At 59.0% G+C, this 25,249-nt stretch carries 19 protein-coding genes and 3 pseudogenes; 18 read left to right on the forward strand and 4 right to left on the reverse strand.

Going from position 1 to position 25,249, the window contains the following annotated elements; all coding sequences use genetic code 11:
• Position 1: 1 nt before the first annotated feature.
• Positions 2-409: pseudogene (locus U5A08_RS14250) on the forward strand (response regulator); the annotation flags it as partial.
• 92 nt (positions 410-501) lie between these two features.
• On the opposite strand, the gene U5A08_RS14255 reads toward U5A08_RS14250, so the two are convergent.
• The 3 genes from U5A08_RS14255 to U5A08_RS14265 are packed head-to-tail and all read right to left on the reverse strand — an operon-like array spanning position 502 to position 3,560.
• The gene (locus U5A08_RS14255; RefSeq protein ID WP_321852080.1) at positions 502-1,308 is read right to left on the reverse strand and encodes a CheR family methyltransferase; all 807 of its coding nucleotides are present in this window, start codon (positions 1,306-1,308) and stop codon (positions 502-504) included.
• A 21-nt stretch (positions 1,309-1,329) separates the two neighbouring features.
• Positions 1,330-1,863, reverse strand: coding sequence for a chemotaxis protein CheW (locus U5A08_RS14260; protein ID WP_253395795.1), 534 nt, complete (start codon positions 1,861-1,863; stop codon positions 1,330-1,332).
• A 41-nt stretch (positions 1,864-1,904) separates the two neighbouring features.
• Positions 1,905-3,560: a methyl-accepting chemotaxis protein gene (locus tag U5A08_RS14265; protein ID WP_321852082.1), complete on the reverse strand. Its 1,656-nt coding sequence runs from the start codon at positions 3,558-3,560 to the stop codon at positions 1,905-1,907.
• 1,042 nt (positions 3,561-4,602) lie between these two features.
• Here U5A08_RS14265 and U5A08_RS14270 point away from each other — a divergent pair.
• The 14 genes and pseudogenes from U5A08_RS14270 (at position 4,603) to U5A08_RS14335 (ending at position 19,800) form a co-directional block, all read left to right on the forward strand.
• Positions 4,603-7,485: a sensor histidine kinase gene (locus tag U5A08_RS14270; RefSeq protein ID WP_321852084.1), complete on the forward strand. Its 2,883-nt coding sequence runs from the start codon at positions 4,603-4,605 to the stop codon at positions 7,483-7,485.
• Positions 7,485-8,114 carry a response regulator gene (locus U5A08_RS14275; protein ID WP_253395801.1) on the forward strand — a complete coding sequence of 210 codons (630 nt, stop codon included), beginning with the start codon at positions 7,485-7,487 and terminating at the stop codon, positions 8,112-8,114. The genes U5A08_RS14270 and U5A08_RS14275 overlap by 1 nt, the downstream gene beginning before the upstream one ends.
• Before the next feature lie 430 nt (positions 8,115-8,544).
• Positions 8,545-9,462, forward strand: a complete 918-nt coding sequence (locus U5A08_RS14280) for a methyl-accepting chemotaxis protein (protein ID WP_373423756.1) — start codon at positions 8,545-8,547, stop codon at positions 9,460-9,462.
• A gap of 13 nt (positions 9,463-9,475) precedes the next feature.
• A complete protein-coding gene (locus U5A08_RS14285) occupies positions 9,476-9,844 on the forward strand; it encodes a response regulator (RefSeq protein WP_247396048.1) in 369 nt (122 codons plus the stop codon).
• 33 nt (positions 9,845-9,877) lie between these two features.
• Entirely contained in the window at positions 9,878-10,195 is a 318-nt protein-coding gene (locus U5A08_RS14290) for an STAS domain-containing protein (protein WP_247396047.1), read from the forward strand.
• 4 nt (positions 10,196-10,199) lie between these two features.
• The gene (locus U5A08_RS14295; protein ID WP_321852088.1) at positions 10,200-12,335 is read left to right on the forward strand and encodes a chemotaxis protein CheA; all 2,136 of its coding nucleotides are present in this window, start codon (positions 10,200-10,202) and stop codon (positions 12,333-12,335) included.
• Positions 12,336-12,358: 23 nt separating this feature from the next.
• Positions 12,359-13,609, forward strand: a pseudogene (locus U5A08_RS14300) (MCP four helix bundle domain-containing protein); the annotation flags it as partial.
• A 192-nt stretch (positions 13,610-13,801) separates the two neighbouring features.
• Positions 13,802-14,776: pseudogene (locus U5A08_RS14305) on the forward strand (methyl-accepting chemotaxis protein); the annotation flags it as partial.
• Between the two features lie 3 nt (positions 14,777-14,779).
• Positions 14,780-15,286: a chemotaxis protein CheW gene (locus U5A08_RS14310; RefSeq protein ID WP_321852090.1), complete on the forward strand. Its 507-nt coding sequence runs from the start codon at positions 14,780-14,782 to the stop codon at positions 15,284-15,286.
• A 61-nt stretch (positions 15,287-15,347) separates the two neighbouring features.
• Positions 15,348-15,869, forward strand: coding sequence for a chemotaxis protein CheW (locus U5A08_RS14315; protein ID WP_253395809.1), 522 nt, complete (start codon positions 15,348-15,350; stop codon positions 15,867-15,869).
• Positions 15,866-16,669 (forward strand): CheR family methyltransferase, encoded by an 804-nt coding sequence (locus U5A08_RS14320; RefSeq protein WP_321852092.1) that lies wholly within the window; start codon positions 15,866-15,868, stop codon positions 16,667-16,669. The genes U5A08_RS14315 and U5A08_RS14320 overlap by 4 nt, the downstream gene beginning before the upstream one ends.
• Entirely contained in the window at positions 16,662-17,174 is a 513-nt protein-coding gene (locus U5A08_RS14325) for a chemotaxis protein CheD (RefSeq protein ID WP_253395813.1), read from the forward strand. Before U5A08_RS14320 ends, U5A08_RS14325 begins: the two co-directional genes overlap by 8 nt.
• Positions 17,171-18,241 (forward strand): protein-glutamate methylesterase/protein-glutamine glutaminase, encoded by a 1,071-nt coding sequence (locus U5A08_RS14330; RefSeq protein WP_253395815.1) that lies wholly within the window; start codon positions 17,171-17,173, stop codon positions 18,239-18,241. The genes U5A08_RS14325 and U5A08_RS14330 overlap by 4 nt, the downstream gene beginning before the upstream one ends.
• A gap of 281 nt (positions 18,242-18,522) precedes the next feature.
• Entirely contained in the window at positions 18,523-19,800 is a 1,278-nt protein-coding gene (locus tag U5A08_RS14335; RefSeq protein WP_321852096.1) for an MFS transporter, read from the forward strand.
• On the opposite strand, the gene U5A08_RS14340 is transcribed toward U5A08_RS14335, so the two are convergent.
• Positions 19,794-20,849, reverse strand: coding sequence for a helix-turn-helix domain-containing protein (locus U5A08_RS14340; RefSeq protein ID WP_321852098.1), 1,056 nt, complete (start codon positions 20,847-20,849; stop codon positions 19,794-19,796). The two genes, U5A08_RS14335 and U5A08_RS14340, sit on opposite strands and share 7 nt — an antisense overlap.
• 638 nt (positions 20,850-21,487) lie before the next feature.
• Between U5A08_RS14340 and tssA the strand changes: the two genes are divergently transcribed.
• The 3 genes from tssA (at position 21,488) to tssC (ending at position 25,128) form a co-directional block, all read left to right on the forward strand.
• Positions 21,488-23,044, forward strand: coding sequence for a type VI secretion system protein TssA (gene tssA / locus U5A08_RS14345; protein ID WP_321852099.1), 1,557 nt, complete (start codon positions 21,488-21,490; stop codon positions 23,042-23,044).
• A 98-nt stretch (positions 23,045-23,142) separates the two neighbouring features.
• The gene (tssB, locus tag U5A08_RS14350) at positions 23,143-23,640 is read left to right on the forward strand and encodes a type VI secretion system contractile sheath small subunit (RefSeq protein ID WP_247397917.1); all 498 of its coding nucleotides are present in this window, start codon (positions 23,143-23,145) and stop codon (positions 23,638-23,640) included.
• Between the two features lie 3 nt (positions 23,641-23,643).
• The gene (gene tssC, locus U5A08_RS14355) at positions 23,644-25,128 is read left to right on the forward strand and encodes a type VI secretion system contractile sheath large subunit (protein WP_253395824.1); all 1,485 of its coding nucleotides are present in this window, start codon (positions 23,644-23,646) and stop codon (positions 25,126-25,128) included.
• Positions 25,129-25,249: the final 121 nt, after the last annotated feature.

Genomic DNA, 25,249 nt, shown 5'->3' on the forward strand with positions numbered 1-25,249 from the left:
CATGGACACCACTTCCTTGAGCGAAAAACGCCACACCGTCATGCTGGTGGACGACGAAGAAAGTATCCTCAACAGCCTGCGCCGCTTGCTGCGCGGCAAGCCTTACGACTTGCTGCTGGCCACCAGTGGGGCGCAGGCGCTGAGGCTTTTCGAACTGCACCCTATAGACATGATTATCTGCGACGCGCGCATGCCGTTTATGGACGGTCCGACCCTACTGCGGGAGGTGCATAAGCGCGATCCGGCGTGCATGAATATCCTGCTGACCGGTTATGCCGACATGAGCATGATCACCCAGGCAATCAGCGACGGGTATATTTTCCGCTACATCAGCAAGCCCTGGAATGATGAAGAGCTTCAGCGCACCCTCGATGAGGCTTTGGACACGCAGAATGTGCTGCGTGACCGTGACAACCCGAAGGCGCGCATTAGCGAATAGAATGAAAATTTGCGTGCGATCGGGCTATCACCTCAGTGCCACCACGCAACTTCAGTTGAAGCTCATGGCTTTTGATAAATCGAAGGCACCACCAGCTTGAGCGCATCGCTGACGCCGTTCAGGCTTTCCGAATGACTGATCATGAAATAGCCGCCCCGTCGCAGAAATGGGAGGAGGCGGCTGACCACTTTTCGCTTGGTCTCCTGATCAAAGTAAATCATCACGTTGCGCAGGAAAATCACATCGAATTCGCCCAGTTTGGGCAGGGTCTCGATCAGGTTGACTTGAACGAAACTGACCCGGTGGCGCAGGGTTTTGTCGATCAGGAAGGTGCCTTCCTGCCGGCCAATGCCCTTGAGGCAGTATCGACTGAGCAAGGGTAGCGGCAGTCTGTTCGCGCGTTCCATCGGGTAATGCCCGTTCCGGGCCTTGGCCAGGACCTGGGTGCTGATATCCGATCCGATGACCTCCCAGGGCGTGCTGCGCAGGTGTTCGGCAAGGGTCATCGCCAGGCTGTAAGGTTCTTCGCCGGAGGAGCTGGCCGCGCTCCACACCCTGAAGGTCTTGCCTGGCGATGCGAAGGGCAATACCCGCTCGCGCAGGAACTCGAAGTGCTTGGGTTCACGAAAGAAATACGTTTCGTTGGTGGTCAACAGGTCCAGGGCAAACTGCAGCTCGTCGGGGTTCTCCTTGCCCATTATCATTTTGAAATACGCGCCGTAGCTTTCCAGCTCATGGAACTGCAGGCGCTTGAACAGACGTCCGGCAACCAGGGCCTTTTTCATGGGGGACAAGTGGATGCCCGCCGCGCCATAGAGCCAGGACTGGAACTGGGTGAATTCGCGATCTTCAAGATTGATCTGTTTCAATCCGAACTCCTTGTTCGTGGCTCACTGGTCCTGGAGGGTGGGGCTGTCGCCGGCGTCCGCCAGTTGAGATATTTCATCCACGGATAACACCTTGTCCACCTGCAACACGATGACGAACTTGCCGGCGACCTTTGCCATGCCGCTGATAAAGTCAGGGCGAATGCGCGCGCCAAAGCTGGGAGGGGGCTCGATCTCGTCCGCCGGAATTGCCAGTACCTCTGACACACTGTCCACCAGAAGCCCGATATCCTGGGGCTGGCGGTCTTCACTGCTGGCTTCGAGGATCACTACGCAGCTGCGTCGAGTCACCTTCGTGCACGGCTGCCCGAACCGTGCCTTGAGGTCCAGCACCGGCACCACGGCACCTCGCAGATTGAGCACGCCGCGCACGAAGTCGGGCATCATCGGCACCGGGGTCACGTGCCCGTACTCGATGATTTCCTTGATACCCAGGATATCTATGGCGAACATTTCGCCGCCGAGCAGGAGCGTCAGGTACTGCGCCTCCTGCTTTTGAATCGCAGTCGTTTGTCGGGTATTGGTTAACGCGCCCATGTCGCTCTCCTGCATGAAAAAGCATCGCGTCCGGTTGGCGCTTAAAATCGCGTGAACTCGCTTTCGTCGGGGCCTGCGCTCTTGAGGAAGTTTTTCTGCTGGACCGCTCGCGGTGCCCGCGCCACCGCGCGCGATACGCTGCTTGCCGGGCTAGGCTTGGCAAGTGTGACGTTCGATGCCCGATCACCCGCCTCCAGTGTGAAAAAGCTCATGGACTGCTGCAACTGTTCGGCCTGGGTACTCATTTCTTCGGCGGTAGAAGCGAGCTCCTCGCTGCTGGAGGCATTTTGCTGCGTGACCTGGTTGAGTTGGTTCATTGCCGAATTGATCTGCGACACGCCGGCTGCCTGTTCTTCGGAGGCGGCCGTGATCTCCTGGACCAGATCGGAGGTCTTGTTGATCGAAGGCAGCATCTCGCCAAGCAGACGGCCCGCCCGTTCGGCCATTTCGACACTGCTGGTGGATAGCTCGCCTATTTCCAGCGCGGCCACCTGGCTGCGCTCGGCCAGTTTGCGCACTTCGGCCGCTACCACTGCGAAGCCCTTGCCATGTTCGCCGGCTCGCGCCGCTTCAATCGCTGCGTTCAAGGCCAGCAAGTTGGTCTGGTAGGCGATGTCATCGATGATGCTGATGCGTTGCGCGATTTTTTTCATCGCCTGGACCGTCTGCTGAACCGAGTCGCCTCCGTCCCCGGCTTCCTTGGCCGCCTTGCTGGCCATGCCGTCGGTTATCTTGGCGTTCTCGGTGTTCTGGTTGATGCTGGCACTCATTTGTTCGATAGACGCGCTGGTTTCTTCGACGCTTGCAGCTTGTTGGCTGGTGGTCTGGCTGATGGACTGGGCTGTAGCGCTGACTTCGTCCGACGCGCTGGCCAGACCGTCGGCGGCATTGCGCACCTCACCGATAATCTGCGAAAGCTTGCCGACCATTGCCTGCATCGCCGTGAGCACCTGCCCGGTTTCGTCCCTGGAGCCCCCTTCGATCTTCACGGCCAGGTTACCTTCGGCCAGTTGGCTGGCGACATCCACGGCCCTTCTCAGCGGGTTGGAAATGATGCGTGAAATAAACAACGCCAGCGCGATGCCCACCAGCAGGGCCACGAGTACTGCGGCGATGATTGACAGTCGCGCATTCGCATAGATTTCGTTACCGCGTTGATTGGCGGCCGTCGCCCCGGCGTCGTTGAAGTCGATAATTTTTACCAGGTCGCTGGCGACTTGTTCGAAGTCGCGTTTCGAGTCCCCTTTGAGAATGGCGTTGGTCTGTTCCTTCGCACCCAGTCGGGACTCGGCCAACAGGTTCTTGCTGGTATTGAGGTAGTTGTTCCAATCGTTCTTGAATGTATCGAGCAACGCCTGATCAGCCGGGCCTGCGATCAGCTCTTTTTCATAGCGCGCCATGCGGGTATCGACTTCCTTGCGGGCATCGACGGCCTCCTGTTCATATTGCGTCTGTTCCGCCGGACTGTCGGCCATCAGATGGCGCAGTTCCTTGATCCGATAGTTGGCGACAAAAAAACGCATGCCGGAGGCAACCCGCACTGAGGGCAACCAGTTGTCGCGCATCTCAGTGGCAGTCTCGTTGACCAGGCCCAACTGGATGATGGCGAACCCGCCCGTCAGGGCCGTCAGCACCAACACCAGCAAAAACGACGTGATGAGCTTGGTGGCTATTCTTAAATCGTAGAACCATTTCATTGAAAGGCCTCTCCATGTGCGGTGCGGTCGGCTGAATTGCCGGGATTGCTATCGTTCAACGAATAAACAGCGGTCTGCCCGGGTGCACGCCGGGCGCGTTTCCTGGTTGTCGGCGGGTTGATTGACGTTGACTCGTCTGCTGGGGATGGTCGCTACTTCATTGGCCATCGCCCGTCGTTCTGACGCAGGCTCGGGGCGCGAGTCGCGCAATAGCGGGGCTCACACACCGCCGGCGGCGGGTATGAGCGGTAAGCGGAGAAAAGCACCCGCCTGAGGAAGGGGGCTGCAAGTTGCCGTATGACGACATAAGTTCCTCCCTGAATCAGTAAGCATCGATCCTTCTCACAACCCTATCGGCCCAGGCCAAGATCAACTTGAGCACACAACCGGTCAGTCGTCGGCCAGTGGCAAAATAGTTCAGTTCTACAGGGGCGCTAAGTAATGGCAGTCATCTTGCACTGATGATTTATATAATCGCTCGTCGGCCAGTGGAGGAAGGGCGTTATATAAAGCGCGCGCAACAACGACTCTGTAGCCGCGGCCCTTCGCCAGTCCTACCAGGGTATTAACCCGTTTTTTTCATTTCTATTGACGATGTTCATCGACGATTGAGATCGGCGCGATGACCCTCGCAATTGCTTGGTTCTGCTCAAAGGTATCAGACGATGATATCATTGTGATATCATTTTTTTTCATTCGCTCGATCGCTCAAAAGTCTGCGCGTCGGCGGCCTGCCGTGGCACTCTTCGGCGAGCAGTGCCGGCTGTCGCTCGCGTCGGTTGCCTTCTCTTCTATCGTGCCGTAGTTCTTTGAAGCTTGAGATTGAGCTACAGTTCGAGCAAAGAACCAGTAGTGAGTCTGAGGCCACACTCAAAACGATATATACAAGTTGGCGGTTAATCGCGATTGAAGGGTTCTATTCTCCTAGAAAGATCAATGTTCAGTCGTTTCCGACTTCCAGCGCTGTGTAGAAGGTTGCCAGGCGTTTTGCACGCCTTTCAAATATTCTTAAGCACTGTCAAAGACCGAGGTACAAGGACGTATGGCTCGCGACACACTGGCAATGGTTGACGACGATACGTTGCGAACCCTCGAGAGCGTGCTCGGCTGTCTGTCAGTTGCGGTTGTGGCGCTGGACCGAGCCGCTCGGGTTGTCGCTGGCAATCGCGCGTTCTCACATCTGCACATTCAAAATGGTGTTTCTCCGGCCGCGGGCGGCGAGTTTATCGCCCTCCTGCGGTCTGAAGACCATGGCGTTTTTTACGCGGCGCTGGAACAGGCAGCGGCGAAAACGCGAGCTGGTTTTTCGGCGCAGAGCAGGGAGGCGTGCGGGCTGGACATCACCTTGACGCTGTGGCGCGAGGATTATTTTATTGTCGAGGTCATTGCCCGCCAGGGACCGTTGGCCGCGCAATCCGATACCGAAAGCTACTCGCAGATTCCGCTCAGGTCGATTTTCGATTCCTCCGGCACCGGCCTGGCGCTGGTGTCGCTGGACGGTCGTTGGCTACGGGCCAATGGCGTCATTTGCAGGCTGCTTGGGTATAGCGAAGCGCAGTTGCAAACCACCACGTTCATGGCTCTGACCCACCCCGAAGACCGCGAGGTCGGCAAGCAGTTGATCGACGAACTCAAGCGCGGTGCAAGGTCTGGGGCTACATTGCATAAACGCTATATCCACCGCGACGGACGGGTGGTGTGGGTGCGGTTGACCGTGGGGTTGGTACGCGACGATCAAGGGCAGCCGACCTGCTTTGTGTCCCAACTGGAGGACATCACCGAAAACTGGCAGCTTCGCGAAACGCTGATGGGCAGCGAACTCAAATTTCTCACCCTCGCAGAAAACTCTCCCAACATCATTGTTCGTTACGATCGCAACCTGCTGCGCACTTACGTCAACCCGACATTTTTGCTCTTGACCGGTATGTCTTATGACGAGTCGATAGGCGCCAGCCCTGGCGCGGACGCGGGTGAGTATCTCAACCAACTGCGCCATGTCGTCGCGACGGGCGAAACGGCGCAATTCCTGGACAGTTGGACCTTCGCGGACAGTACCGAGTCTGTCAGTTGTGCGGTCAGCCTGACGGCCGAGCGCAGTCCGACAGGCGAGGTGGTCGGCGTGCTGGCGCTGGCCCATGACATTACGGAGTTGCGCAAGCAACAAGTCCTGGAAGATGCGCGCTTGGGCATTTTCGAAAAAATGTCGATGGGTGCCCCCCTGGAGGAAACGCTGGGGCTCCTTGTGGGTTATCTGCAATTGGCCTTGCCCCACCGGTCCTGCAGGGTGCAGCTCGGCACTGGCGCTGTGGTGAGTAAGGCGTCTGCTGCCGGCTGGTCCGAACCGATTGTGGACAAGCAAGGACACCTCCTCGGTACTTTCGAGTTGTCCCAGTCTCCCGGCACCGGGCCGGATGAGAGCGACATGCTGCGCGTGCGCCAGACGTGTCACATTGCGGCGATTGCGATCGAACGCTGGCAATCAGAGTCGTTACTCCGCGAGCGCGAGCGTCGTTATCGTGACATTTTCGACCATACCCTGGACATGCTTTGCCTGCTGGAAATGACGGCGGTCGGTTGCCTGCGCTGTGTCGAGGTCAACCCCGCGTTGTTACGCGCGCTGGGCAAAGCTCATGCCGATGTTATCGGTGAGCCCCTGGAGCCGATCTTTGGTCGGTTGAGCGCGCAAAAAATCCAGGCGCTGTGCGAGCAATGCACGAGCGCCGGGCGGGTGGTTGAGTCCGATGAGGGCGTGATGCTTCGCAACGAAGTTCGTCAACTGCACTTTACGCTGGTGCCGGTAGCGGATTCGGGACGTGTGGCTCCGCAGATATTGGTGATCAGTCGCGACATTACCCTGTTGACAAGGGCCAGGCAGAAAGAACTCGGACGCCAGCACGATATCAGCGCGCTGGTCGAAAACAGCCCGGATGCTATCGCTCGTCTGAGTGCTCATGGCGAGGTGCTCTACGTCAATGCGCAACTGCGCAAATGGGTGGGCGGGGCCTGGCCGGAACTGATGGGAATGCCCATGGATGCGGTGGCGCCCCTGAACCACCAATCTCAGCTGTTTCGCGAATTGGTGGCCCAAGTGATTCAGGAAAATAAAGCGACCGAGCAAGAGTTTCTGCTCTCGGGGTTGAAGGCCGCACCCAAAGTGGTGCTGATCCACTTTGTGCCGGAGGTCGACGGCCAGCGGGTCGTGAGTGTGCTGGCGGTGGGGCGCGACATTTCCAAACTGCGCGCTGCCGAGCGGCGCCTGGCCAATTCCAATGCACAATTGCGCGATCTGTCGACCCGCCGCGAAACGGCGCGGGAAGAGGAGCGCAAACTGATCGCCAGGGAGATCCATGACGAGCTGGGCCAGCACCTGACGGCACTGCGCATGGGGATATCGCTGCTGAGGTTTCAGTTCGGCGCCTCTACACCTGAGCTGACCCCGCAGGTCGAGCGGCTGATGGTGCTGACCGATAAGACGATCCAGGTCGTGCGCGATGTCTCTACCAGTCTGCGGCCGTCCGCCTTGAACCTGGGACTGGTCTCCGGCCTTGAATGGCTGACAACCGAATTCGTCACCTTGACCCAGGTTCCCTGCGTGTTGCACCTGCCTTTGATTCCCCTGACGCTCCCCGATACGCACGCCACCGCCGCGTTTCGCATCGTGCAGGAGTCGTTGACCAATATTGCGCGCTACGCCGAAGCGACACAGGTCAGCGTCACCCTGAGCCCGCAGGAAACGCACTGGCTGCTGGAGGTCCAGGATAACGGCAAGGGGTTTGACCCGGACGCAGTCACCCGCCAGACCTTGGGGTTGGCGGGGATGCGTGAACGCGGCCTGATGTTGGGCGGCAAAGTCATCATTTTCAGCCATCCCGGACAGGGCACTACGGTGCAGGCGTTCATTCCGATGCACAAGGATACGTATTGATGATTCGCATGCTGATTGCCGATGACCACACCATCATGCGCGAAGGGCTCAAGCAGTTGTTCATGCTGGTCGCCGACGTCCAAGTGGTGGCCGAGGCCGAGAGTGGAGCGCAAGTGATCGAACTGTTGCGCCAGGTCGAGATCGACCTGCTGCTACTCGACATGAATATGCCAGGTATCAGCGGCGAAATTCTGATTGCCCGCCTGCATGCCCAGTACCCGAATCTGCCGATCCTGGTGTTGAGCATGCATAACGAAATCCACATCGCGCAACGCGCACTGCGCGCCGGTGCGCTCGGCTACCTGACCAAGGACCGCGACCCCGAGACCCTGTTGATTGCCATGCGCCGCGTGGTCAGCGGTCAACGTTACCTGGACCCTGGGCTGGCGGAGCAGATTGCCCTGCAGAGCAGCGGCTTGAAGCAACAGACCTACGTTGAAAGCCTGTCCGATCGCGAGTTCCAGATTCTGCGCTTGCTGGCTCATGGCATGAGCGTCAACCAGATTGCCGAGCAGTTGGTCATCAGCAACAAGACGGTCAGTACCCACAAGACTCGGCTCATGGAAAAAATGGGCTTCAGCTCTACGGCGGACATTGTTCGCTTCGCCATGACCCTGGGGATTTCGTAGTCAGCACCCTCGGGTAGGGATTTTCCTACCCGGGTTCCCGGTATCCCTACCCCAGAATAGGGATGGTCTGATGGCTGGAGTGCCATTACTGGGCCATCATCCTCCTCAAGCAATCCAACTGCCGATCAACCGGTGATGAGATGCTTTGACTGGGAGACAGACCGTGAACGAACAGACCACACCCCCCTCGGCTGCTTTGACACTGTTTCCCGTGGCCTTGGCCGGTCTGCTCGGTGGGCTGGCGGTCGCTTACAGCAATGGTTTCAGCGCGTGGGCGGTAGGGGCGGGGAGCGTGTTGTTGGCGTTGTGTATCGGCCTGGGCCTTTGGGCAAACAGGTGCTACCAGGCGCACTGGGTCCGACTGCGCCAGCAGCTCGATCAACCGGCAGAGGCCTCGGCGACATTGGCCGTCGATAACGGCTTGGCAGATGTGTGTCTGAGCGTACTTCCGATCTGGTCCAGACAGATAGAAGCGGCTCGACTGATCAGCGAAACCTCCATCCTCAAGCTCAGCGAACGTTTTGGCACGCTGTCATCAAACATCAGCAACAGCGTAGCCAGCAACGGCGGGCAAGACGCTTCCCAACAATTGGTCGACTTGCTGGAAGTCGGCCAGCATGACCTCAACTCCATCGTTCTGGCCCTGCGCTCCGCGCTCTCGAATAAAGAGAACGAACTCAAAGAAGTCCTGCAACTCTCCGGCTTCACCGAGCAACTTCAGCAGATGGCCAAGTTCGTCGGTGACATCGCCAGCCAAACCAACCTGCTTGCCCTCAACGCTGCCATCGAAGCCGCCCGAGCCGGTGAGGCAGGGCGAGGTTTTGCGGTAGTTGCCGATGAAGTGCGCAAGTTGTCGAGCATGTCCGGCGAGACCGGGCGCAAGATCAGTGACACCGTCAATACCGTCAACGCGGCCATCGCCCGCACAGTGCAAATGTCCCGCCACCACGCCGAACAAGACACCTTGACCCTCGCGGATTCGGAGCGCGTGGTCTCGCAGGTCATCGAACATTTTCGCGGTACCGCCCAAACCATCGTGCGCAACAGCCATGACTTGCAGCAGCAGAGCGCCAACGTCGCCGACGAGATTGCCCAGGTGCTGGTCGCCCTGCAGTTTCAGGACCGCGTCAGCCAGATGTTGACGCTGATTACCCGCGACCTGGACAAGCTGCAGCAGCAATTGGACGAGCGCCAGGCATCGAGCCTGAGCGGGCATGCCCTGACCCCGATGGTCAGTGATCGTTGGCTGCAAGAGCTCTCAACGGCCTACACCATGCCGGAGCAACACTCGATCCATGGCGGTAAGACGCACGCCAAGGCTGATTCCAGCGAAATCACCTTTTTCTAGAGGAGCTTTTCCGATGAGCAAAACCATTCTGATTGTCGACGACTCGGCCTCCATCCGGCAGGTGGTGAGCATCACGCTCAAAGGCGCGGGTTACGACGTGATCGAAGGCTGTGATGGCAGAGATGCACTGAGCAAGCTGGATGGACGCAAAATCCACCTGATTGTCAGTGACGTGAACATGCCGAACATGGACGGCTTCAGCTTCGTCAAGGCCGCCAAACTGCTGCCGGCCTACAAGTTCACCCCGGTCATCATGCTGACCACCGAAGCCAGTGATGCGATGAAGCAGCAAGGCCAGGCTTCCGGTGCCAAGGCGTGGATGGTCAAGCCCTTTCAGCCGGCGCAAATGCTCACCGCCGTCTCCAAGTTGATCCTGCCATAGCGATGGCCAGCGACCGCTGACCAGGAGGTTTCCATGAAAAGCACCGTCCCGATGCTGCGTCGAATCCAGGTCATGGAAGGCCCCCTGACGATCTACACAGCCACTGAACAAAAAGACCTGTTGTTGTCGTTGTTTCCGCTGGCCCATGAAGTCGAGTTGGACTTGTCCAATGTCGATGAACTGGACAGCGCCGGTTTGCAATTGTTGATCCTCATCAAACGCGAGTCGCTCAAAGGGAGCACGCAGCTGTTGCTGAGCAACCCGAGTGTGGCCGTGACCGAAGCAATACGGCTCAGCGGTCTTGACGACTACTTCGCCAATCCGCCTTTCGCTCAGTCGCTTGGAGCATGATCGTATGAACATGGATGACGTGCTGCAGACCTTCATTGCGGAGAGTCGCGAGCTTTTGTTGCAAATGGAAGATGCGCTGCTGCAGATCGAGAAGTCGCCCCAGGACCTGGATACCATCAACGGCCTGTTCCGTGTGGCCCACACCATCAAAGGCTCGGCCGGCTTGTTTGGCTTGATGCCCATCGTTGAATTCACCCATGTCGCCGAAAGCGTCCTGGATCGGGTACGCAGCCTGGAAGTGCGCGTCGACGAGGCGTTGAGTGCGTTGTTTCTCGACGCCCGTGACCATATTGGCCAATTGATCGACCTGCTGGCCGAGGATGGCAACCTTGATCGATTGGACGAACCGTTGCAGGTCCAGGGCCAACGCCTGGGTGAGCGGCTCGCTCTGTACCTGGAAGGCTCGGTACCGACTGCTTCGCCTGCGCCTCAACATAGGCCTGCGGCGGATGACCGGGGGGACAGTCCCGGCCACTGGCATTTGTCCCTGCGCTTTGGTCCGGATGTGTTGCGTAACGGCATGGACCCCTTGGCGTTCCTGCGTTACCTGAGCACGTTGGGGCGTTTGCTGCATACCGTCACACTGTTCGAGGCGTTGCCGCCGATAGCGTCAATGGACCCGGAAACCAACTACCTGGGGTTTGAACTCGCGCTGGCCAGCGACGCCTCCCGGGAGGTCATCGACGGCGCCTTTGATTTTGTTCGCGATGACGCGCTCATACAGATCCTCGCACCGCAAGCGACTGTCCAAGCGTGTCGCGCGCATCTCGACGCGTTGCCGGAAGACAACGCCGCGCTGCTCGAACTGCTGGTTCGTTGCGGCACATTGACTGAATCCCAGGCCTTGCTCGTCGCTCAAGAGGGTGAGCAAGCACCGGCCGAGACGCACGGCGAGCTTGACGCACCGCAGGATTCGATCACGCCGCTGATCAAGGCCGGCAAGAGCGCGGCGAGCAACGAAAGCAATCTGATTCGGGTCGACGCGGCCAAGCTGGATCAACTGATCAACCTGGTCGGCGAGCTGATCATTGCCGGTGCCGGCGCCAACCTGGTGGCGGTGCGGAGCGGGATTGGCGAGATGATCGAAGCCACCAGTCTGTTATCGCGTTTGGTGGAGGAGGTGCGTGACTCGGCACTGACCCTGCGCATGGTGCAGATCGGCGCGACATTCACGCGTTTCCAGCGGGTGGTGCGGGACGTCTCCAAAGAGCTGGGCAAGGACATCGTGCTGCACATCGGCGGTGGCGAAACCGAGCTGGACAAGACGGTCGTCGAGCGTATCGGCGACCCGCTGACGCATCTGGTGCGAAACGCCATGGACCATGGCATCGAGCCCGCGTCGATTCGCCTGCAACGGGGCAAGCCGGCCCAGGGCACGGTGCGCCTGAATGCCTATCACGAATCCGGCAGCATTGTGATCGAGGTGTCGGATGACGGCGGCGGCCTGGCCAAGGACAAAATCCTGGCCAAGGCCCGCGAGCGTGGCCTGGTGGGGGACGGCCAGCAACCGGCGGATAAAGACATTCTGAATTTGATTTTCGAGCCGGGCTTTTCCACGGCCGACCAGGTCAGCAACCTGTCGGGCCGAGGCGTGGGCATGGACGTGGTCAAGCGCAATATCACGGCTTTGCGCGGCAGCGTGAGTCTTGAGAGCGAAGAAGGGCGGGGCACGACGGTACGGATTCGTCTACCGCTGACGCTGGCAATCATCGACGGTTTTCTGATCGGAGTGGGCAAGGCCTCCTATGTCATTCCGCTGAACATGGTGGAGGAGTGCATCGAGCTGGCGCCTGGGCAGGGGGCCGAAACCGGCTACCTGGACCTGCGGGGAGAGGTGCTGCCGATCTTGCGGCTACGCGACATGTTTGACGTGCAAGAGCCTCGAGGTACCCGAGAAAACGTGGTCGTCGTGCAATACGCCGGCCTGCGTGCCGGCTTGGTGGTCGATCGCTTGCAGGGGGAGTTTCAAACTGTGATCAAGCCATTGGGCAAAGTGTTTGGTGAGGCCCATGGACTGGGTGGGTTCACCATCCTTGGCAGCGGAGCTGTCGCCCTGATTCTGGATATACCCAATTTGTTAGGACTCGTTGCCAAGGACGCCACCCACCGCTCGATTCAAAGTCCTTTATCGACTCAATGAAGCGTCATCAGGAGTTCCTCGCCATGACCGTTATCAGAAATATCATGTTGTTGGTTTTCACGGCATTGCTGGGTGTCGTCGTGTTGGGTGGCACCAGCTTATATCTGGCCGGTGAAATCAATACGAGCGCCAGTTATGCCAACGTCAACACAGTGCCCAGCTTGCTGGAAATCGACCGTGCTGCGGCGGCGTTCACCGACCTTCACGCCTTGGAATGGCAACGTTTGAACGGCCCTGAAAAAAATCTCGTGCCGAGTTACGCAGACAGCGTGGCACAGAACTTCAGTGTCATTGGCAAAGCCCTGGATCATTATCAGGCCAAGTTGATCTCCGACGACCATGACGCGTCACTGTTGACGCAACTGCGCGGCCACCTGGGCGAGTTTGCCACCTTGCAGGCGCATTTCGACAAGCTCATCGACAGTGGTGATCAAGCCTCGGCCCGCGCATTGATTGAGGCGAGCCAGCCACTGCAGAACGCGGTGCTGACGGCGATCAGCGACCTGCGTGATTACAACCTGGAACTGGGGCGCAAGGGCCAATTGCTCGCCACCGCGACCGAGCAAAATGCGCGCTACATCATCCTGTTGGTGAGCGCCCTGACCCTGTTGGCAACCCTGCTGATCGGAGGCCTGCTGGGGCGTAACCTGATGCGCCAGCTCGGCGCTGAGCCGTCGGTGGTTCGAGCCTTTGCTGCACGTCTATCCGCCGGCGAGCTGAATGCAAAGGCGACGCTCAAGGCGGGTGACACCACCAGCCTGATGGCGAGCATGCAGCAGTTGGGGGCGAGCTTGAATGAATTGGTCGTGGAGATGGACCGTATGTCCAGCGAACACGATAAGGGCGACATCGACGTACAGATCGATGCCAGCCGCTTTCATGGCAGTTACCGTTCCATGGCCCAGGGCATCAACGCTATGGTCAACGGCCATATCGCGGTCAAGAAAAAAGCCATGGCGTGCCTCCGCTCCTTCGGCGAAGGTGATTTGTCGGCGCCGCTTGAGCGCTTCCCTGGCAAAAAAGCCTTTATCAATGAAAATATTGAGTTGTTGCGCACCACTATCCTGGCGCTGATCAATGAAATGCAGCACATGTCCAGCGAGCACGAAAAAGGTGACATTGACGTGATGATCGACGTCGATCGCTTCTCGGGTTCGTACCGTGATATCGGTCGGGGTATCAATGAGATGGTCAGCGGCCATATCAACGTGAAGAAAAAGGCCATGGCCTGTATCCGTTCATTCGGCGAAGGCGATCTGTCTGCACCCCTTGAGCAATTCCCCGGCAAAAAAGCCTTTATCAACGAGAACATCGAGCAACTGCGGGCCAATATCCTCGCGCTCGTCGAAGACACCCGCCAGATCAGTGACAGCGCGCTGATCGGCAAACTGGACACTCGCCCTGACGTTACACGGCACCAAGGTGACTTCCGCCGCATCATCCTGGGTATCAATGGTTCGCTGGACGCAATCATCGTGCCGATTACCGAAGCCATGGATGTGTTGTCGGCAATGTCCGGCGGCGACCTGACCCGTAGCATCAACGGTGACTATCAAGGCAAGTTCCTGGAGCTCAAGCACTCGGTCAACGGTACCGTGGAAAAACTCTCGGAAATCATCGGCGAAGTGCGCGGCTCGGCTGACTCGCTGTCCAGTGCGTCTGAGGAGATCTCTGCCACGGCCCAAAGCATGGCTCAATCGGCGTCCGAACAGGCCGCATCGGTGGAGCAGACCTCGGCGTCGATGGAGCAAATGTCGGCGTCCATTGCCCAGAACACCGAAAATGCCAAGGTCACCGACGGCATGGCAGGCAAAGCCAACAAGGAAGCCTCTGAAGGTGGTCGAGCCGTGAAGGACACTGTGGCGGCGATGAAGACCATCGCCGAAAAGATCGGCATCGTCGATTCCATCGCCTATCAGACCAATCTGTTGGCGCTCAACGCGGCTATCGAAGCGGCGCGTGCCGGCGAGCACGGCAAAGGGTTCGCGGTAGTGGCGGCAGAAGTCCGCAAATTGGCTGAGCGTAGCCAGATTGCCGCGCAGGAAATCAGTGAAGTGGCCAAGAACAGCGTGGCCTTGGCTGAACGGGCGGGCAACCTGCTTGACGAGATTGTGCCGTCGATTGCCAAGACATCGGACCTGGTGCAGGAAATTGCGGCCGCCTCGGAAGAACAATCCATCGGCTCCGAGCAAATCAACAGCGCGATGTCGCAGATGAGCCAACTGACTCAGCAAAACGCGTCGGCATCCGAAGAGCTGGCGGCGACGGCCGAGGAAATGAGTGGCCAGGCCGAGCAGTTGCAGGAGTTGATGGGCTTTTTCAGCGTACAGAGCAAGCGTGTCGGGCGGGCGGTCTCGATGCCCGTCGTCAGCCGTGCGGCGTCCACGTTTGACCAGGATAGCCGTTCGGCGGAGGGCGGTTTCGTCCGCTTCGGGAGTTGACCCATGAGTGCCTCAGCCGTTACGTCAGGCACTTACGAGCCAGCGCTGCAAGTCGATGAACCCTTGCAGTACCTGACCTTCCTGGCTGCTCAGGAAATGTATGCGGTCAACACACTGAGTGTTCGTGAAATCATCGAATACAACCAGGTGACAACCGTGCCGATGATGCCGGCGTTCCTGCGAGGGGTCATTAACCTTCGCGGTTCGGTGGTGCCGGTCGTAGACCTCAAGGCGCGGTTTGGCAAGGGGGTGACGGTATTGGGCAACCGAACGTGCATTGTCATTCTGGAGGCGGCGAAGGAGGGCGAGTCCCAGGTCTTGGGCGTGGTGGTGGACTCGGTCAGTGAAGTGATCGAGATCCTCGATATCGATATCAAGCCCGCCCCAGCGTTCGGCAACCATATTCGTACCGACTTCATCCGGGGGATGACCAAGGTGCGAGGCGAGTTTGTCACGCTGCTGCAAATTGAGCATGTTTTGTGTGTCGATGAGATGGCCGGCTTGATGTGACCGTGACGCATACGGGCGCGCCTCCAGGCGCGACCGGAAAGTAATTGATCCGAGGTGAATCATGGCGCTATCCATCGAAAGTCCAGGCAATTCCACGGCCTCAAACCCCAGCCAATACCTCACCTTTGAGCTGGGCAATGAGATGTTCGCCGTCGGCACGCTCAATGTTCGAGAGATCATCGAATATGGGCCGATTACGAGCGTGCCGTTGTTACCCCCCAGCATACGCGGCGTGATTAACCTGCGAGGCGCCGCGGTGCCGGTACTCGACCTGGGCGTGCGCTTTCGCGGCGAACGCACGGTGCAGACCTCAAAAACCTGCTTTGTGATCCTTGAGGTACAGACCAATGCCGTGCGCAAGCCGGTGGGCATCATTGTGGATGCGGTCAGCGAAGTCCTTGAAATCGCCGAGCAGGACATCGAACCCTCGTTGAATTTCGGTACCGATGTCAGAGCCGATTTTCTATTGGGTATCGGCAAACTGGAGAGCGGTTTCGTGCTGCTGCTGGACATCGGTCGTGTGTTGTCCCTGGAACAGGTCGATGCGCTGGCAAGCCTTGAAGCCTCGGGCACGTCCTTATGAACGTAATTCTCTCCGACGCCGAGTTCCAGCAATTTCGCAACCTCATTCATCAAATCGCGGGCATCAGCATGTCCGATGCCAAGAAACAGTTGGTGAGCGCTCGGCTCGCCAAGCGCCTGCAAGTGTTCAAGCTCAATACCTACGGCGCTTACTACAAGGTGTTGATGACGGACAGTACGGAGCTGCAGGTGGCGGTCGACATGCTGACCACCAACGAAACCTACTTCTTTCGCGAGCCCAAGCATTTTGACTTCCTGCGCGACGTGGCGCTTCCCGAACTACGCGGCAGCGGGCCTTTGCGCGTATGGAGTGGCGCCTGCTCAAGCGGAGAAGAGCCCTATACCCTGGCGATGGTCCTGGCGGACAACCTCGCCGGCCGGCCCTGGGAGATTGTGGCCTCGGACATCAGCAGCCGCGTGTTGGACAAGGCCCGCGAAGGGCGTTACCCCCTGGAAGCTATACGCGGGATACCCGAAGCGCTGCTCAACAAATATTGCCTCAAGGGTGTCGGCGCCAACCACGGTTGCTTCATTGTCGAACCGGCGCTGGCGTCGCGGATCGATTTCCAGGCCATCAATCTGAATAATCCGTTGCCCAAACTGGGGATGTTTGACGTGATTTTCCTGCGCAACGTGATGATCTATTTTGACAGCGATACCAAAGTCCAAGTCGTCAAACGGCTGATCAGCCACCTCAAGCCCGGCGGGTACTTTCTGGTGAGCCACTCGGAGAGCCTCAATGGCGTCACCGATGAGCTGCGGCTGGTCAAGCCTTCGATCTACCGGAGGCCACATGCCTGACGCCCGTGAGATTTTCCTTAATCCCGGCGATTGGTTTTTCGGCGCAGGCGCGATTCGGCTACGTACTGTGTTGGGCTCGTGTGTGGCCCTGGTGTTCTGGCACCCACGGCATTTGTTGGGCGGCATGTGTCACTACTTGCTGCCCCAGCGTGCAGCGGCGAATTCTGGTGTCCTGGATGGTCGCTACGGCGATGAGGCGCTCCAATTGTTGCTCGGTCGAATACACGCGAGCAACGCCAAACCAGCCGAGTTCAGAATCAGCGTATTTGGCGGTGGCAACATGTTTCCAGGGCTTGTGCGTCCGGACAATCACTACGTCGGGCAACGCAATGTCGAGCAAGCCAGGTACCTGCTCGATTTACATCAGTTGCACTGCAAAAACTTCCACGTAGAAGGCGTGGGTTATCGGACCGTGGTGTTCGATCTCGCCAATGGCGACATTGCGCTCAACTACCTGGCCCTGCCGCAACCCCCCAGCAGCCCTCATGGAGAGCGTGCGACATGAGCCTTATTAAAGTGCTGATCATTGATGACTCCGCGGTGGTACGTCAGGTGCTGACCGCGACCCTGGGACAAGACCCCGCGATTGAGGTGATCGGTGCGGCGGCGGACCCGGTGTTCGCCATGGACAAAATGAACAAGCAATGGCCGGATGTCATTGTGCTGGACGTCGAGATGCCACGGATGGATGGCATTACGTTCCTCAAGAAACTGATGGCTGAACACCCCACGCCGGTGGTCATCTGCTCCACGTTGACCGAGAAGGGCGCGGCCACCACCATGCAGGCACTGGCGGCCGGTGCGGTCAGTATCGTGACCAAACCACAACTGAATTTGCGTCAGTTTCTGACCGACAGTTCCGATGAGCTGGCCGGTGCCGTCAAGGCCGCCGCCCGGGCCAACATGAAACGTATGGTGCCGTCCGGGGCGCGAGCCCCGGCCAAGCTGAACGCCGACGTCATACTGCCTGCGAGCACCCAGGCAATGGCGCGCACCACCGAAAACATCGTCGCCATCGGTACGTCCACGGGCGGGACTCAAGCCCTGGAGCTGGTGTTGACCGCGCTGCCCAGGGTGTGTCCAGGCATCGTGATTGTGCAGCACATGCCCGAACACTTCACTGCGGCGTTTGCCGAGCGCCTCAATCGGCTGTGCGAGATCGAGGTCAGAGAGGCCAAGCATGGCGACCGAGTCGTTCCGGGGTGTGCCCTGATCGCGCCCGGTGGCCGGCACATGTTACTCAAGCGCAGTGGTGCCCAGTACCAGGTTGAAATTGTCGACGGCCCTCCCGTCAGCCGACATCGCCCTTCGGTGGATGTGCTGTTTCGCTCCGTTGCCCGCAGTGCCGGGGGCAACGCGTTGGGCATCATCATGACGGGCATGGGGGACGATGGCGCCCGTGGCCTGAAGGAGATGCACGACAACGGTGCCCACACCCTCGGCCAGGATGAAGAGTCGTGTGTGGTGTACGGCATGCCCAAGGAAGCCTTCAAGCTGGGGGCGGTGGAGCGTGAATTGCCGCTTGAGCATATTGCTGCGGCGATTCTGCAATCCATGCATCAGCGGCGTTGACTGTTCCGGCTGTAGGCCTGGCGCGCCAAATGAAGGCGAGGAGGTTCGCGGGGCGGCTGTAAAAGACGCTAAGCCACCGGGGATACACGTGTGCTTGCGTTATAAACGGGTTACATACAAGCCTGACATTGTTCCGTAGGATGCACGCGCCAGGACGGCGCTACATGGCCGATAGCCAGTCTCTCGGGCTCTTAGCGCGGTACGTGCCCAGGAGGGGCCTTTTTGGCCCTCCTGTGCGCGACCAAGCGTGCTTTGATTTATTCGACGGGACCTGCGTTTATATGTCGAAATTTGAAACTGGCGATTGTCCGGTGGCCTTCAGGCAATCGAAGAAAGTGATACTGGCGACAGTCGTTGGCAATGGCCTGGTGATCTACGACTTCACGGTATACAGCTTTTCTGCCGTGATCATCGGCAAGCTTTTTTTTCCATCGGACAGTTCCTTCGCTTCGTTGCTGATGGCGTTGCTGACGTTTGGCATCGGTTTCGCGATGCGCCCGCTGGGCGCAATCGTGATCGGCAACCTTGCAGACCGCAAAGGGCGAAAAGCCGGTTTGAATGTCACCAATTTATTGATGGCAGCCGGTACCGCCTTGATCGCTTTCATGCCGACTCATGCCTCTATCGGCGTCACCGCAACGGTGTTACTGGTCGTCTCGCGGTTGCTGCAGGGGTTCGCGACCGGGGGGGAGATCGGGGTGTCGTCGGTGGTGCTGATGGAGCTGGCGGCCCGCAATCAACGCTGCTATCTGGTCAGTTGGCGCTCTGCCAGCCAGGCTGCTGCGGTGTTGGTGGGGGCTGTCGTCGGCGCCGCAACGACCTCGTTGCTGACGCCCGAGCAGTTGCTGGCCTGGGGCTGGCGCATCCCTTTCGTGCTTGGGCTTTTGATTGCTCCGTTTGGGTGGTTCATTCGGCGCAATATGGTGGAGACAGCACGGCGCGGTATCCAGCTACCGTCGCTGCGTGTCTTGCTGAAAAGCCACCGACCCCAGCTATTGCTGGGGATTTTGATGATGGCAACCCCCACCGCAAGCATCTACCTGATGGTGCTCTATATGCCGACCTATCTGGTCCGCACGTTAGGCATGTCGCCGAAGATGAGCTTGCTCTCGGCGTGCTTTTCCAGTGCGGTGCTGTTCATCGCCGCGCCATTGTTTGCCCGGCTCGCCGATCGGCTGCCGCGACGCAAACCCACCCAATACGTGACGATGATCGTCAGCATCCTGCTGGTTTATCCGGTGTTTCTCGCCTTGACCCATGGTGTTGGCGAGCTGGCTTCGTTGCTGATCATCGGCCTCTATTCGGCTGTAGCGATGGGCAACAACGGTGTCGCCACCGTGATGATCATGGAGGCTTTTCCGGCGCATCATCGCGCCACCGGGATGTCGATGGTCTACAGCTTCGGCGTGACGATCTTTGGGGCGTTCTGTCCGTTTTTTGTGACGTGGTTGATCGGCGTTACCCAGAACCCAATGGCTCCTTCCTGGTATCTGCTGGGTGCGCTATTGGTCAGCCTGTTCGCGTTAGTGAAGTTTCCATCCCGGCCGCCGGCTCACTGATCAATCCAGCCGGCGACGTTACGGTTACCCGGCATCGTTTTGCCCATGCGCTGTGCCGCCATCAGGCGATGGTCCTGCGGCGCCAGGTCATAGCGGCGACGAAACGCGCGGGTAAACGCCGATGCGCTGTTAAACCCCAGGCTGTAGGCGATCTCGATCACCTGGCGGTCCGGATAGCGCACCAGTTCGTCTGCCGCTTCGCGCAGGCGGCAGTTGAGGATATAGCGGCCCAATCCACCCTCATGCTGGAACAGACGGTAGAGCGTGGCGCGGGGTAGCTGCATGGCCATCAGCACGTACTCTGGCGTCAACCAGGGTTGATACAGGTTGTTTTGCACATAACGCCTGGCTTTATCGAACATCGCGCTGCGCGCGGCCGCCCGCGCGTGCCCACCCAGCTTGGCCTGTTTCGAAAATGCCGCGAGCATGAGTTGAACGGCAGTATCGAATGTCGACGCGGCCTCGGCGCTGGTCATGGCGGGCAGTTTTCTTGAAAACGCCTCGACATGGTCGATCATCAACTGGGTCATAGGCGTCGTATTCTCGAAGACCCGTCCGTGGATCGACTCGGCATGCGGCAGCGCCGCCTCCACGACCGAGCGCGAGACAAAGAAGGTCAATACGCGGCAACGCCCCCGGTTCATTCTGATCGGCTGGTTCATGTCCATGGCAACGATGCTTGCGATGGCGGATGTGCCTTGTTCCTGTGGTCCGCCGCGAATGGACTCCATTGCGCCTTGGGTGAAGACCTGAAACACATAGTCCCGGACCTTGTCGGTCGAGATGCGTGCAATCGAACGGTCCAGCAACAAGGCGTCGCTCGAGCAGTCGGTAAAGACCCGATCACCCAATTTGTAGCGGTCAATGCTCGCGTTGAAGTGCGTGGTCGTTGCCTGGGAGGTAGGCAGCACGTCAATGACGTGCCCGACCCGATCACGCCAGGCCAGCAATTGGTTGGCAACCGGCTCGGCGCTGACCTCAAAGTGATCGTGGGCGTGCCTGGAGGCGAAGTGTTTAGGGGCGTATATGACTGAAGCTGATTTGTTCATGAATTCACTACAGCCCGGAAAACCTAGGTTATCGACCCGTGAACAGGCGTTGGATCTACCCACTAGATGTCCACGCTCCCTACCGGCAGCCCGTCAGAATGGGGTGTCGTTCTCCTTATAGCCGGTTTTTTCCTGAAAGTAATGACAATCCCTCTTTGTATCCAACTTGTTGCTTACTTTCAGGCGCCGGCAAGACCGGGGCAGGGCGCCTGAAAATAGTTGAAAAGTTGCAACGCAGGGTCAAGCCATCTGCAACGCGCTTGATAGATTGACGCGAATTCGAATTTGACAGCGTTTATGTGCTTCGCACGCTGTGAAAGCGTGTGCTTGTTTCTCAAACAAAGTCCGCTCGGTATTGGCCTTGTTATTTTCGGCGCGATGATCTGAAAGGGCGCTTTCAACCGGTGAGTACTTCAGGTGTTCACCCGATGGCCCCGACGTCTTGGCTGACACATGCTTGTCCGGCGGCTCAACGGTCGAGGCTTCGGCCTAGAGGATTACCGCACTGGCGGGCGGAATGTCGGGTCTTGGATCAATCAATGAAGATCGTGACCGGTGCAGAAATCAACCGCGCATCGGCAGCCAGTTTTGACGCTGCAACGATGTATCAAACAACCTATTGAAGTAAGGAGTAACGGATGAGTTGCGCCGACTGGGAAGTAGGTTCGTTTGCGATCAATTTGACGCATCCCGCTGGCGCCAATCCTCGGGAAGGCGCGGCTTTTTCGCTCGCGCAAATCGAAGTGGATAAATTGAACAATATCCACGCCGAGTCCGGAGTGGATTGGCAGAAAGTAGCCGATGCCTGTGTAAAAGTGCTTCGAGAAGAGGGCAAGGATTTTAATGCCGCGGTCTGGTTGTTATGTGCCTGGACCACCCTGCAAGGCGTTGCCGGCCTGGCGACCGGCGTACATATAGTGCGCGAAATGCTTGAGCTGTATTGGGAGACCCTGACCCCGCCGCCGGCTCGATTGCGTGCCCGGCGCAACCAGGCCGAGTGGATGCTCGAGTGGCTTGCGGTGAAACTTGAAGGCAGCTTCGAAGCGGTGCCCGGAGAGCAATTGGCGCAGTTGCTCGAAGACTGGGACGCTATCGATAGCCATTGGCGCGACCGTGACGCCGACGGCCCGAGCTTTTTTGCGTTGCGTCGCCGTCTATCGCAGTTACCCGTGCAAGCGAGTGCCGAGCCGATACCCGTTGCGTCAGCGGCGGTTCTGCCGGCAGTCGATGCGCCTACGGCGATCACGCCGCCGGTTGCGCACGCCCCCTCGGCCCCTGTGCCGCCTCTGGTCCTCGCGCCGGTTCAGCCATTGGGCCGTCTGGAGAGCGACGAGGCCATCGAGAGCGCGGTCAATAGCGTGTTTGCCTCGCTGGCGCCGCTGCTGGGGTTCTGTCTGGAGTCTCGAGCGACCTTGCCGTTGCTGTTTCGCCTCAATCGCCAATTGGCCTGGACGACCCTGGAACAGGCTCCTCCTGCGCAAGGCTACGCCACACGCCTGCCGCCGCCTTCGGACGCGGAACTCGAAGGTTTCAGTCGCTTGCAAAGCGCTGGCGAGCCGCTGGACATCGTGCGCTTTTGCGAAGGTCGCTTGACGAGTTATCCGTTTTGGCTGGACCTCAATCGGGCCAGTCATGCCGCGCTCTTACGACTGGGTTCGGCGGCGATGGCCGGTGCCGCCAGCCTGGCCCTGGAAACCCGTCATTTTCTGGCGCGCCTGCCATCGCTGGTCGAGCTGACATTCGCCGACGGCCAGCCGTTCGCCGATGGCGCGACCCGCAGTTGGCTCGAAGGTTTGGCTCCGACGGCGAGCAGCGGCGCCACGGATGGGCTGCAGACGCTGATCGACGAGGTCGGACGTGATGCCGCTGAAGGCCGCTTGAACGAAGCGTTGGCGCGTTTGCAGACCGCCGTGCGTGAGGCCGGCAGCGGCCGCGAGCGGTTTCGCCTGCGCGCCGCCCAATGCCATTTGCTACAGCGTTTCGACCCGCGCGCGCAGTTGCGTGTGGCCGTGGATGTATTGCTCCAGGAAGCGACGGAGCAGGGCTTGGATCGTTGGGAGCCGGATCTGGTCCGGCCGTTATTGGAGTTGGCCCTGACGCACGAAGACGGCGGTTCGAGAGCCTTGTGGGGGCAACAGTTGGCAGCAATGGATTTGCCGGCTTTCTGGCGTTTGGCCAGCCAGCCGGCAAGTTGAATGAGCAACAGGCAATACCTGGCAGGCGTGTGCATATCCATGCCATGAGTTTTCTAACGGCTGCGTTGAGCGAGTCCGGTAAACAGGAGTGAGATTTAATGGCTAGTGAAGGTTCGGTCGCGCCTAAAGAGCGCGTCAATATTGTTTACAGCTCTGACACCGGCGGCGCGCAGGAACAGGTCGAGCTGCCGCTCAAGCAGTTGGTGATCGGCGATTTCACCTTGCGTGAAGACGATACGCCGGTTGAAGACCTCAAACCGATCCGCGTCGACAAAGACAACTTCACCGATGTGCTCAAGGGCCAGAACCTGAGCCTGCAGTTGGCGGTGCCCAATCGTCTGGCGGAAAACGCGCCAGAGGATGAGCAACTCCCGGTATCGCTGACCTTCCAGTCCATTCGCGATTTTGAGCCGGATGCCATCGTGGCCCAGGTTCCCGAGTTGCAGCAACTGATCGCCCTGCGTGATTCGCTCAAGGCCTTGAAAGGGCCGATGGGCAATTTGCCGGAATTTCGCAAGCAGCTTCAGGCCCTGATGAACGATGACGGTGCCCGCGAGCGTTTGCTCTCGGAACTCGGCGTAAAGGACAAGGAATAACCCATGAGCGAAGAAAAGAGTCAGGCAGCGAATACGACCGGCCAGGCGGTCGAGTCGGTTTCCCTGTTGGATCAGTTGGTGGAAGCGACTCGCGTCAAGCCGGGCGACGAGGCGTATGCCGTCACCCGTCAGGGCCTCGAAGCCTTTGTCGCCGAGCTGCTCGAGCCGGCCCGGCAGTCCGAGAAGGTCAGCGCCGGATTGATCGACGACATGATCGCCACGCTGGATGCCAAGCTGTGTCGGCAGGTCGACGCGATCATTCACCACCAGCAATTTCAGAAGTTGGAATCGTCCTGGCGCTCGCTGAAATTTTTGGTCGACCGCACGGATTTTCGTGAGAACAACAAGCTGGAAATCCTCAGCGTTTCCAAAGAGAAGCTGCTCGAAGATTTCGAGGATGCGCCGGAGATCACCCGTTCGGGTCTGTACAAGGCGGTGTACACCGCAGAGTTCGGCCAGTTCGGTGGCCAGCCGTTCGGCTCGATCATTGGTAACTACGAGTTCAATCCTGGCCCGCAGGACATGAAGTTGCTGCAATCGGTCGCCGCCATTTCGGCGATGTCCCACACGCCCTTCATCGCCTCGGCTGGACCGCAGTTCTTCGGCATCGACAGCTTTGCCGACCTGCCCAACCTCAAGGATCTGCAAGCCGTCTTCGAGGGGCCGCAGTTCACCAAATGGAACGCCTTTCGCGAAAGCGACGACGCGCGTTTCGTTGGCCTGACGTTGCCGCACTTCCTGCTGCGCACGCCGTATGGCGAAGACACGATTCCCGCCAAGACGTTCCGTTACAACGAAAACGTCGGGGGGGGTAACCAGGACTTCCTATGGGGCAACGCCGCGTTTGCCTTTGCCAGTCGCCTGTCCGACAGCTTTGCCCAGTACCGCTGGTGCGCCAACGTCATTGGCCCACAGGGTGGCGGCACCGTCGGTGATTTGCCGATCTACAACTACGAGGCCATGGGTGAAACCCAGACCAAGATCCCGACCGAAGTGCTGATTTCCGAGCGCCGCGAGTTCGAACTGGCCGAGCAGGGGTTTATCGCACTGACCATGCGCAAGAACACCGACAACGCGGCGTTCTTCTCCGCCAACTCGTGCCAGAAGCCCAAGTTCTTCGGCAATGACAAAGAAGGCAAGGAAGCCGAGCTGAACTTCAAGCTGGGTACCCAACTGCCATACATCTTTGTGGTCAGTCGCCTGGCCCATTACATCAAGGTCATCCAGCGCGAAAACATCGGCACCTGGAAAGAGCGCGGCGACCTGGAGTCGGAACTCAACACCTGGATTCGCCAGTACGTGGCCGACATGGATAACCCCGCGGCCGGTGTACGCAGCCGTCGTCCCCTGCGTCAGGCGGACATTACCGTCAGCGACGTCGAGGGTGATCCAGGCTGGTACCGCGTCGGTTTGAAAGTTCGCCCGCACTTCAAGTACATGGGCGCGTCTTTCACGCTGTCGCTGGTGGGCAAACTCGACAAGAGCTGATCGGTAGCGCGAATGGGCCACGCAGCCGTTGCCCATTCAGGTGTTCACCCGAGGGTCATTGCCTCGGCGTTTCCATAAGATGGATTCAACGCAGCGAGACAGGGCCAGACGCGCTGATCGA

Source organism: Pseudomonas paraveronii (assembly GCF_963681955.1).
Classification (GTDB): Bacteria; Pseudomonadota; Gammaproteobacteria; order Pseudomonadales; family Pseudomonadaceae; genus Aquipseudomonas; species Aquipseudomonas paraveronii.